The 9621-nt window shown below is 74.9% G+C and carries 15 protein-coding genes; 7 read left to right on the forward strand and 8 right to left on the reverse strand.

Annotation, left to right across the window (positions count from 1 at the left end; all coding sequences use genetic code 11):
* Nucleotides 1-370 (forward strand): LytR C-terminal domain-containing protein (locus WCS02_RS13450; protein ID WP_340294069.1); only part of this gene is annotated, 370 nt, incomplete at its 5' end.
* Here WCS02_RS13450 and WCS02_RS13455 read toward each other — a convergent pair.
* Complete coding sequence (locus tag WCS02_RS13455) at nucleotides 336-929, reverse strand: hypothetical protein (protein ID WP_340294071.1); 594 nt, start codon at nucleotides 927-929, stop codon at nucleotides 336-338. The two genes, WCS02_RS13450 and WCS02_RS13455, sit on opposite strands and share 35 nt — an antisense overlap.
* A gap of 193 nt (nucleotides 930-1122) precedes the next feature.
* On the opposite strand from WCS02_RS13455, the gene WCS02_RS13460 reads away from it, so the two are divergent.
* Entirely contained in the window at nucleotides 1123-1326 is a 204-nt protein-coding gene (locus WCS02_RS13460; RefSeq protein ID WP_340294073.1) for a cold-shock protein, read from the forward strand.
* Between the two features lie 99 nt (nucleotides 1327-1425).
* On the opposite strand, the gene WCS02_RS13465 is transcribed toward WCS02_RS13460, so the two are convergent.
* From WCS02_RS13465 to WCS02_RS13475, 3 genes are all read right to left on the reverse strand, one after another.
* A complete protein-coding gene (locus tag WCS02_RS13465; RefSeq protein WP_340294075.1) occupies nucleotides 1426-1995 on the reverse strand; it encodes a type 1 glutamine amidotransferase domain-containing protein in 570 nt (189 codons plus the stop codon).
* On the reverse strand, nucleotides 1992-2126 hold the full coding sequence (locus WCS02_RS13470) for a hypothetical protein (protein ID WP_340294077.1): 135 nt from the start codon (nucleotides 2124-2126) through the stop codon (nucleotides 1992-1994). The genes WCS02_RS13465 and WCS02_RS13470 overlap by 4 nt, the downstream gene beginning before the upstream one ends.
* A 102-nt stretch (nucleotides 2127-2228) precedes the next feature.
* Nucleotides 2229-2378, reverse strand: a complete 150-nt coding sequence (locus tag WCS02_RS13475) for a hypothetical protein (protein WP_340294079.1) — start codon at nucleotides 2376-2378, stop codon at nucleotides 2229-2231.
* Between the two features lie 338 nt (nucleotides 2379-2716).
* Between WCS02_RS13475 and groL the strand changes: the two genes are divergently transcribed.
* Nucleotides 2717-4345: a chaperonin GroEL gene (gene groL / locus WCS02_RS13480; protein WP_340294092.1), complete on the forward strand. Its 1629-nt coding sequence runs from the start codon at nucleotides 2717-2719 to the stop codon at nucleotides 4343-4345.
* A gap of 154 nt (nucleotides 4346-4499) precedes the next feature.
* Nucleotides 4500-4844 (forward strand): hypothetical protein, encoded by a 345-nt coding sequence (locus tag WCS02_RS13485; RefSeq protein WP_340294081.1) that lies wholly within the window; start codon nucleotides 4500-4502, stop codon nucleotides 4842-4844.
* A gap of 64 nt (nucleotides 4845-4908) precedes the next feature.
* On the opposite strand, the gene WCS02_RS13490 is transcribed toward WCS02_RS13485, so the two are convergent.
* Nucleotides 4909-5382 carry a hypothetical protein gene (locus tag WCS02_RS13490; protein ID WP_340294083.1) on the reverse strand — a complete coding sequence of 158 codons (474 nt, stop codon included), beginning with the start codon at nucleotides 5380-5382 and terminating at the stop codon, nucleotides 4909-4911.
* A 96-nt stretch (nucleotides 5383-5478) separates the two neighbouring features.
* Between WCS02_RS13490 and WCS02_RS13495 the strand changes: the two genes are divergently transcribed.
* Nucleotides 5479-5949, forward strand: coding sequence for a molybdenum cofactor biosynthesis protein MoaE (locus WCS02_RS13495; RefSeq protein ID WP_340294085.1), 471 nt, complete (start codon nucleotides 5479-5481; stop codon nucleotides 5947-5949).
* Nucleotides 5950-5997: 48 nt separating this feature from the next.
* Here WCS02_RS13495 and WCS02_RS13500 read toward each other — a convergent pair whose 3' ends face one another.
* Nucleotides 5998-6330 (reverse strand): MoaD/ThiS family protein, encoded by a 333-nt coding sequence (locus WCS02_RS13500; RefSeq protein WP_340294087.1) that lies wholly within the window; start codon nucleotides 6328-6330, stop codon nucleotides 5998-6000.
* Entirely contained in the window at nucleotides 6323-7402 is a 1080-nt protein-coding gene (moaA, locus tag WCS02_RS13505) for a GTP 3',8-cyclase MoaA (protein ID WP_340294088.1), read from the reverse strand. The genes WCS02_RS13500 and moaA overlap by 8 nt, the downstream gene beginning before the upstream one ends.
* A 90-nt stretch (nucleotides 7403-7492) precedes the next feature.
* Between moaA and WCS02_RS13510 the strand changes: the two genes are divergently transcribed.
* The gene (locus tag WCS02_RS13510) at nucleotides 7493-8905 is read left to right on the forward strand and encodes a GH1 family beta-glucosidase (RefSeq protein ID WP_340294089.1); all 1413 of its coding nucleotides are present in this window, start codon (nucleotides 7493-7495) and stop codon (nucleotides 8903-8905) included.
* Nucleotides 8906-8927: 22 nt separating this feature from the next.
* Here the strand turns inward: WCS02_RS13510 and WCS02_RS13515 are convergent, their stop codons facing one another.
* Nucleotides 8928-9218 (reverse strand): WXG100 family type VII secretion target, encoded by a 291-nt coding sequence (locus tag WCS02_RS13515; protein ID WP_340294090.1) that lies wholly within the window; start codon nucleotides 9216-9218, stop codon nucleotides 8928-8930.
* Nucleotides 9219-9331: 113 nt separating this feature from the next.
* On the opposite strand from WCS02_RS13515, the gene WCS02_RS13520 reads away from it, so the two are divergent.
* Complete coding sequence (locus WCS02_RS13520) at nucleotides 9332-9616, forward strand: DUF4031 domain-containing protein (RefSeq protein ID WP_340294091.1); 285 nt, start codon at nucleotides 9332-9334, stop codon at nucleotides 9614-9616.
* Nucleotides 9617-9621 lie beyond the last annotated feature (5 nt).

Below are 9621 nucleotides of genomic sequence, written 5' to 3' on the forward strand. Positions count from 1 at the left end.
ACCGGCGGACCCGTCCGCGGACGCCTCCGCCCCGTCCGAGCCGTCCGCCGGGCCGTCCGCGGGCAGCCCGTCGGCCGGGGCGTCGGCCCCCGCGGGCGACGGCCCCGCGCTGACGGTCCTCAACGCCACGACCACCTCCGGCCTGGCCACCGAGGCCGCCGAGGTGCTCGAGGAGGCCGGGTGGACGGTCGACGAGGTCGGCAACTACGGCGGCGAGGACGGCCCGAGCGCCGTGCTGTGGCCCGAGGACGACCCCGCCGCGGAGTCCGTCGCCGCGCTGGTCGCCGTCGACCTGGGCACCGGCGAGCCGGTCGCCTCCGACGACGTGGACACCGTCACGGTCGTCGTCGGCGAGGACTTCCGGCCCTGAGCCTGCCCCGCCCCGGTCGCAGCCCCCGCAGCCCCCGCAGCACCGCCCGCAGCACGAGCTGGAGCACCAGCCGCAGCCCCTCCCTCGGCGGCCTTGCCGGCGCGGCCCGGTAGCCGCCGTCGTCCAGGCCCGCCCCGACCTCGAACAGGTTGGCCGAGTGCGGGTCGCCCGTCCGCAGCACGGACCACAGGCTGGCCAGCCCGTACGCGGGCAGGAAGCCGGGCAGGCCGCCCCAGCGGGCCCACTGCGCCGCGTGGCGCGACTCGTGGTCGAACAGCTGCGGCTGGCTGTCCATGACGTCGACGCCCCGCCCGTCCGGGCGCCCCCGCCGCAGCAGGACGACGTCGCCGACGCAGACCGCCCCCGCGGCCGGCGCGGGGAACCGCCGGGGGTAGCCCGGCGCGAGCAGCAGGCCGTGCGGACCGGGACGCAGCGGCACCCCCGCCCGGCGCGCGAGCCACAGCCCGGCCAGGGTCGAGCCGTTGAGCAGGTTGAGGCGCCGGCGGCGCCCGACGTGGGCCCGCGGCGGGGGGGGACCACGGACCCGGCACCGCCACATGGTGCCCTTCCGGGGCCTGAGGCACTACGCTGGTCCGTGGTTGAGCACGACGGCCCCGCACGGGGTACGAGGAATGAAGCGCCGTACTGGAGCTGAAGACCGTTCGCGTGAGACCCGGTGCCCCGATCCCGGGACACCGACGACCCGGATACGTCCGGGGCCGCGCAGCGGCACCATCAGCAACAGGAGCAACATGGCTCAGGGCACTGTCAAGTGGTTCAACGCCGAGAAGGGCTTCGGCTTCATCACGGTTGACGGCGGCGGCGCCGACGTCTTCGTCCACTGGTCCGCGATCCAGGCGCAGGGCTACAAGTCCCTCGACGAGGGTCAGCGCGTGGAGTTCGAGGTCGGTACGGGCCAGAAGGGCCCGCAGGCCGAGGCGGTCCACCCGATCTGATCCGAGCTCTCGGTCTCTGACCGGGCGCACGGCCAGCACGGAGGAAGGCGGCACCCCTCGGGGTGCCGCCTTCCTGCATGTCCGGGCCCGAGCGGGAGGTCAGGCCTCGCCGACGAGGTCGGCCGGGTCCTTCTGCAGCGCGGTGACGATCGCCGCGCCGAAGGCCGGCAGGTCGCCGGGGTTCCGGCTGGTGATCAGGGGCCCGGCGCCGCTGGCGTCGACGACGACCTCCTCGTCGACCCACTCCGCCCCGGCGTTGACCAGGTCGGTGCGCAGGCTCGGCCACGACGTGAGGCGGCGGCCCTGGAGCTCGCCGGTCTCGGTGAGCACCCACGGCGCGTGGCAGACGGCGGCGACGGGTCGGCGGCTGCGCATGAACTCCCGCACGAACGCCACGGCGTCGGCGTCGGTGCGCAGGGCGTCGGGGTTGGCGACGCCGCCGGGGAGCACGAGCGCGTCGAACAAGGTGTGGTCGGCCTCGCGCACGACCTCGTCCACCGGGAACGTGTCCGCCTTGTCCAGGTGGTCGAACCCCTGCACCTCGCCGGCCTCGGTGCTCAGCAGCACGGGCGTGAACCCCGCGTCGAGGAGGGTCTGCCATGGCTGCGTGAGCTCGACCTGCTCGATCCCCTCGGTGGCGACGAGGAACGCGACGCGCCCGGTGCTCACAGCGACGCCCCCGTCGTGACGTCGGCGTCGTCGGCGGCCGGGGCCTGGAGGAGGTTGTCCTCCAGCCGGCCCATGCCGAGCACGAGGCCCAGCGCGGTGAGGGGGACGAGGAGGAGCAGGGCGATGAGCATGCGCGGGTCTCCGTGCTGTCGGGGTCTGGGGCGGCCGACCGTGCCACCGGGGGTCTCGTGCGTGGTCTGCGTACGTCGGTCTGGTCGCGCCGTCCTGGTGCGTCAGGCGCTGGAGCCGCGGTCGAGGGCGATGCCCACGACCCCGAGGAGCAGGACCCCGCCGCCCAGCCACAACAGCGAGGTCGCGACGCCGCCGAGCGCGAGCACGGCGACGGCGATGACGAGGGCGAGGACGACGAGCCAGGCGGGCATGCGCGTCCTCCCTGCGGACGTCGGTGCGGGGTCGCGGTCGCGGTACCCGGCCCCGGCCCCGGTCAAACGCAGCGCCGCGCCCCGCCGGGCGTCGCGCCCGCCGCGTCACCCGGACGCCGGGAGCGGGCGCGCGAGGGGTTTGCACTCTCGGTGCCCGAGTGCCAATAATGGCGTTGGCACTCTCATGCCGGGAGTGACAGACCACAGGGGCCCGCACGGGTCCTGGACCGGTCGTCGAGGTCAGGGGCAGGACGGGACGTGACCGTCCTCCGCTGGCCGTCCGTCGCGGGCGACGCACGGTCCGAACCACCCACCGTGTGCGGAGGGACATCCACCAGATGGCCAAGATCATCGCTTTCGACGAAGAGGCCCGGCGCGGGCTCGAGCGGGGCATGAACCAGCTCGCCGACGCCGTCAAGGTCACGCTCGGGCCCAAGGGCCGCAACGTCGTCCTGGAGAAGAAGTGGGGCGCCCCCACGATCACCAACGACGGCGTCTCCATCGCCAAGGAGATCGAGCTCGACGACCCGTACGAGAAGATCGGCGCCGAGCTCGTCAAGGAGGTCGCCAAGAAGACCGACGACGTCGCCGGCGACGGCACCACCACCGCGACCGTCCTCGCCCAGGCGCTCGTCCGCGAGGGCCTGCGCAACGTGGCGGCCGGCGCGAACCCCATGGCCCTCAAGCGCGGCATCGAGAAGGCCGTCCAGGCCGTCTCCGCCCGCCTGCTCGAGACCGCCAAGGACGTCGAGACCAAGGAGCAGATCGCCTCCACCGCCTCGATCTCCGCTGCTGACACCCAGATCGGCGAGATGATCGCCGAGGCCATGGACAAGGTCGGCAAGGAAGGCGTCATCACCGTCGAGGAGTCGCAGACCTTCGGCCTGGAGCTCGAGCTCACCGAGGGCATGCGCTTCGACAAGGGCTACATCAGCCCCTACTTCGCCACCGACACCGAGCGCATGGAGGCCGTCCTGGAGGACGCCTACGTGCTCGTCGTCAACTCGAAGATCTCCTCGGTCAAGGACCTGCTCCCGCTCCTGGAGAAGGTCATGCAGTCCGGCAAGCCGCTGATGGTCATCGCCGAGGACGTCGAGCAGGAGGCCCTCGCCACCCTGGTCGTCAACAAGATCCGCGGGACCTTCCGCTCCGCCGCCGTCAAGGCGCCGGGCTTCGGCGACCGCCGCAAGGCCATGCTGCAGGACATCGCCATCCTCACGGGCGGGCAGGTCATCTCCGAGGAGGTCGGCCTCAAGCTCGACACCGCGACGCTCGACCTGCTCGGTCGCGCCCGCAAGGTCGTCGTCACCAAGGACGAGACCACGATCGTCGAGGGTGCCGGCGACGCCGAGGCCATCGCGGGCCGGGTCAAGCAGATCCGTACCGAGATCGAGAACAGCGACTCCGACTACGACCGCGAGAAGCTCCAGGAGCGCCTCGCCAAGCTCGCCGGCGGCGTGGCCGTCATCAAGGCGGGCGCGGCCACCGAGGTCGAGCTCAAGGAGCGCAAGCACCGCATCGAGGACGCCGTCCGCAACGCCAAGGCGGCCGTCGAGGAGGGCATCGTCCCCGGCGGCGGTGTCGCCCTGGTCAACGCCCTGCCGTCCCTGGACGACCTCGGCCTCACCGGTGACGAGGCCACCGGCGCGAACATCGTCCGCGTCGCGCTCGAGGCCCCCCTCAAGCAGATCGCGATCAACGCCGGCCTCGAGGGCGGGGTCGTGGCCGAGAAGGTCAAGAACCTGCCCCTGGGCCAGGGCCTCAACGCGGCCACCGGCGAGTACGTCGACATGATGGCCACGGGCATCGTCGAGCCGGCCAAGGTGACGCGCTCCGCGCTGGAGAACGCCGCCAGCATCGCGGCGCTGTTCCTCACCACCGAGGCCGTCGTCGCCGACAAGCCCGAGAAGGTCACGGCCGGCGGCGGGGGCGACCCCACCGGCGGCATGGGCGGCATGGACTTCTGATCCACGCCCCCTGCACCACCTGGTAGACCAGCACGAGCCAGAGGCCCCCGGGACACCCCGGGGGCCTCTGTCGTGCGGGCGGTGCCCCGGGCGCGGTGTCCCACGCCGGGGCGCCACCGGGCGCCGCGGTGCCCGTCTGTGGTCGGATCGTCACATGAGCAGCCCCGACCCCCTGCACGGCCCCGTCGACCTCGACGACGTCGCCGAGCAGGCCCACCACCCGCACGGCGACGCCCACGACCCAGCCCACGACGCGTTCGAGAGCCGGGTCGACCCGGCCGTGGCCGAGGCCGTGCACTCGGTGCGCGACCGCTTCGGCGCCCACGGCCTGCGCGACCTCATCGCGCTCGCCGGGCACGAGCTGGACCTGGCCGAGCGTGCGCTGGCCTCGCTGCGCGAGGAGGTCGTCGACGCCCCGCCGAGCCCCGAGGACGTGGCGTTCGACGTGCCGCTGGCCTCGGACCCCGCAGACGACGGCGGGGGCGCCGGGTCCCGCTGAGAACCCGACGCCCCCGCGTCGACGAGCCGTCCCGGGTCGCCGGGGAGAGAACCTCCTCAGCGGGTCAGAAGTTCCACTCGTCGACGACGGCCTCGGCGACCGGGGCGCCGACCAGGCTGGCGTCGCCGGCGATCGCGGTCGACGCGGTGGCGTTGAGCTCCAGCGTGAGGCCGTCGAGCTCGAACAGCTCCAGGCGGCCGACGCCCCCGACGTAGGCGCTGACGGTGCCCGCCCCGGTGTCGATCCAGAAGTTGCGCAGCTCCAGCTGGCCGCCGGTCAGCGTGCTGATGGTGATGCCGCCGACGTGCCGGACGACGCCCGAGGTCGGCTGCCCGACGATGCCGAACTCCACCCCGCCGGCGTCGCCGGGGGTGACGGGGGCGTCGACGGACACCAGCAGCGACTGCAGCGTCGCGTTCGGGACGATCTCGGTGTTGCCCCTGCGGTTGGGTACGGCGCTCGCCGGTGCGGCGACGACGGCGGTGGCGACGGCCACGGCTCCCACGAGCGCGGCGGCGGCGGTGACGGTACGCATCATGTCGGTCTCCTCTGTCGGGGTCGGGCACCCGTCCGGGCGCCCGCCCCTGCTACCGCGGCGGGGCGGGCGCCGGATGCACCTCCTACGCTCCAGGACATGACTGCGCAGCCGACCCCGCCGCGGCCCGGGTGCCAGGTCGTCCTCGCCGAGGTGCGCGGCACCCCCGTGAGCGCCGCCGAGCTCGCCGCGCTGGTCGCCGGCCGGGACCGGGGAGCGGTCGTCACCTTCGACGGCGTCGTCCGCGACCACGACTCGCCCGGCCGCGGGCCGGTGACGCTCCTGGACTACGAGGGGCACCCGTCGGCGGGCCAGGTCATCGCCGACGTGGTGGCCGGCGTGGCCGCGGGGTCCCGCGCCGCGGCGGTCGCCGTGGTCCATCGCACCGGGCCGCTGGAGGTCGGGGAGTGCGCGCTGGCCGTCGCGGTCGCCGCCTCCCACCGTGGGGACGCCTTCGAGACCGCGGCCCGGCTCGTCGACGAGGTCAAGGAGCGGCTGCCGGTGTGGAAGCACCAGCACTTCGGCGACGGCAGCGACGAGTGGGTCGGCCTGGGCGGGCTGGACGCCTGAGCGGCTGGTGACGGGCGGTCGGGGTGGACCGGCTCGCGCTGCTGCCGCTCAGCCGCCGCTGAACGGGGGCAGGACGTCCAGCGTGCGGGCCTGCCCGAGCGGCTGCGCCGGCCTGGCGGCCACGCCGTCGAGCAGGTAGGAGCAGGCGGGCAGCACCCGGGCGACCCCCGGGTACGAGGCGACGAGCCCGTCGAGCACGTCCTGGACGCTCGCCGGACCGGCCGTGCCGGCCGCGCCGCCGTCGACCTCGCTGCCGACCTCGCCGCCGACCTGGCCGTCGACCGCGCTGCCGACCTGGATGTCGGCCTGTCGCGTGCCCGCGGCGGCGCGGGCGCCGGCGAACAGGCGGACCGTCACCGTCGGGCGGGTGGCCTCAGCCACCGATGGCGCTCATCGGCCGGTCGGGGCGGACGAAGGTGTCGTCGTCCGAGCCGTGCCCCGCCTTCTTGGCCCAGGCGTTGGCCCGCCAGGCGTCGGCCACCACGGCGTCGTCGGCCCCGGAGCGGAGCAGGCCCCGCAGGTCGGTCCCGCCGGCGGAGAACAGGCAGCTGCGGACCTGGCCGTCGGCGGTCAGGCGCATCCGGTCGCAGCCGCCGCAGAACGGGCGGGTGACCGAGGCGATGACCCCGACCGAGCCGATCCGGGTGCCGTCCTCGACGACGTGCCACCGCTCGGCGGGCGCGCTGCCGCGGTCCTCGGCCGGCTCGAGGACGAAGGCCGCCGTCAGCTGGGCGAGCACCTCGTCGGCGGTGACCATCGCGTCGCGGTCCCACGCGCCCTGGGCGTCCAGCGGCATGTGCTCGATGATCCGCAGCTCGACGCCCGTGGTGCAGGCCCAGCGCACCAGGTCGACGACCTCGTCCTCGTTGACCCCGCGGACGACCAGGGAGTTGACCTTGACCGGGCCGAGGCCGTGCGCGAGGGCCGCGTCGATGCCCGCGAGGACGTCGCGCAGCCGGTCGCGGTGGGTGATGGCGAGGTAGCGGTCCTGCCGGAGGCTGTCGAGGCTGATCGTCACCCGGTCCAGCCCCGCGGCGGCCAGCGCCGGCGCACGGCGGTCGAGCCCGACGCCGTTGGTCGTCAGGGCGGTGCGGACGCGGCGGCCGTCCGGCGTCAGCAGCGCCGACGTGCCGGCGACCAGGTCGGGCAGGTCCTTGCGCAGCAGCGGCTCGCCGCCGGTGAACCGGACCTCGTCGATGCCGAGGTCGCGGACGGCCAGGCGCACCAGGCGCAGCGTCTCCTCCGCGCTCAGCAGGTCGGCGCCGGGCAGCCACGGCAGCCCCTCGGGCGGCATGCAGTAGGAGCAGCGGAGGTTGCAGCGGTCGGTGAGGGAGACCCGCAGGTCGCGTGCCCGGCGGCCGAAGGTGTCGAGCAGGCCGGTCTCGCCGGCGGGGCGCGGCCGGGCCGCGCGTCCCGAGGGCACGGCGGGCATGCCCAGCCCGATGCTCGTCATCGGACCAGGGTAGGTCGGCCGGGCCCGCGCCGTCGCCCGGGCCCCGGTCGTCATTCGGGTGGGACCGCTCCCACGGGTAGGCTCGCCCGCATGGTCCAGCTGCCGACGACGTTCACGTGGGGCGCTGCCACCGCCTCGTTCCAGATCGAGGGCGACCGCGCCGGTCGTGGGGAGACCGTGTGGGACGCGTTCTGCCGCGTCCCGGGGGCGGTGTCGGACGGGACAGACGGCGACGTCACGTGCGACCACGTGCACCGCTACGCCGAGGACGTGCGGATCCTGTCCGACCTCGGCGTGGACGCCTACCGCTTCTCCGTGGCGTGGGCGCGGGTGCAGCCGACCGGGCGGGGCGACTTCTCCGCCGACGGCCTCGGCTTCTACGACCGGCTGGTCGACGAGCTGCTCGGCGCCGGCATCGAGCCCTGGCTCACGCTGTACCACTGGGACCTCCCGCTGGAGCTGCAGCACCTGGGTGGCTGGGCCTCCCGCCGCACCGTCGACGCCTACGTCGAGTACGCCCTGGGCGTGCAGGACGCGCTCGGCGACCGGGTCAAGCGCTGGGCCACCCACAACGAGCCGTGGTGCGCGGCGTGGCTCGGGTACGGCGCCGGGATCCACGCCCCGGGCGTCCGGGACCACGCGCTCGCCACCCGCGCCACCCACCACCTGCTGCTGTCCCACGGCCGGGCCGTCGCCGCCATGCGCGAGGTCGACCCCGACGCCGCGTACGGCATCGTGCTCAACCTCGACCACGGCCGGGCCGTCGACGGCGAGCAGGTCACCCTCGACGCCGTCCGGCACCGCGACGGCGTCCGCAACCGGGTGTGGCTGGACGCCCTGGCCGGGCGCGGCTACCCCGCCGACACCGTCGAGCTGCTGCACCCGCACCTGGACGGCGCGGTCGCCGAGGGCGACATGGAGCAGATCGCCACCCCCGTGGACTTCATCGGGCTCAACTACTACAACGACGCGCTGCTCGAGGCCGCGGACGGGCGCACCCCGACCGCCGACCTGCTGCAGCCGGGCCTGGAGCTCGTCCGCGACGCCGACCCGGGCGAGGGCGCGACCGCGATGGGCTGGCCGGTCACGCCGTCCGGCTTCACCGACATCATCCGCCGCACCCTCACCGAGTACCCCGAGCTCGGCCCGCTCTACGTCACCGAGAACGGCTCGGCGTGGGACGACGACGCCACCCCGGCCGAGGACGGCGTCATCGAGGACACCCCGCGGGTGGGGTACCTGCACGCCCACCTCGAGGCGCTCGCCGCCGCCCGGGCCGAGGGCCTGGACGTGCGCGGGTACTTCGCGTGGTCGCTGCTCGACAACTTCGAGTGGGCGCTCGGGCTCAGCAAGCGCTTCGGCCTGGTCCGGGTGGACTTCGAGACCCAGCAGCGCACGGTCAAGCGCAGCTGGCAGGCCTACCGGGACGCGATCGCCGCCGACAAGGCGTCCGCGTCCTCGACCGACGCCGCCGCCCCGGGCACGACCCCCACCGAGGCCTGACCCTCCCGCCCCCCGGGGGCCGTCACCCGCGGAACATGCGTGCGGTGGCGGCCTCCGTCTCGGCGTACTGCCGCCCGGCCTGGCCCAGCGCGAGCTGGATGCTGTCCAGGCTGTCGCGGACGTGGTTCTGCGTGGCCCGCCACTCCGCCGCCAGCGCCGCGAAGCCCGTGGCGGCCTGCCCCCGCCACACGCCCTGCAGGTCCTCCAGGTGCCGCATCATGGCGTCGACCTCGGCGGTGAGCGTCGCCGACGTGGCGCGCACCTTCGCGCTCGCGGCGTCGACGCGGCCGGCGTCGACCTCGAACTGGGTCATGGTCGTCCCCTCTCCCGGCGGCCCCCTGCCGCCCGGGCCAGGGTGCCCCGCGGCGACGGGCTCCCGCGGGCGTCGTCCACAGGTCCGGGACGACCGGGTCGTACCCTCGCCCGATGGGCCTGCTCATCGACCCGCCGCTGTGGCCGGCGCACGGCCGGCTGTGGTCGCACCTGGTCAGCGACACCTCCGTCGAGGAGCTGCACGCCTTCGCCCGGGCCAACGGGGTGCCGGAGCGGGCGTTCGACCTGGACCACTACGACGTGCCGGACTCCGCCCACGAGGCCCTGGTCGCCGCAGGCGCCGAGCCGGTGGGCGCGGGGGACCTGCTGCGGCGGCTGCGCGGGGCCGGCCTGCGGGTCACGGCCGCCGAGCGGCGAGCACGGCGAGCTCGCGGCTGACGTTG

This window comes from Aquipuribacter hungaricus, from assembly GCF_037860755.1.
Lineage (GTDB): Bacteria > Actinomycetota > Actinomycetes > Actinomycetales > JBBAYJ01 > Aquipuribacter > Aquipuribacter hungaricus.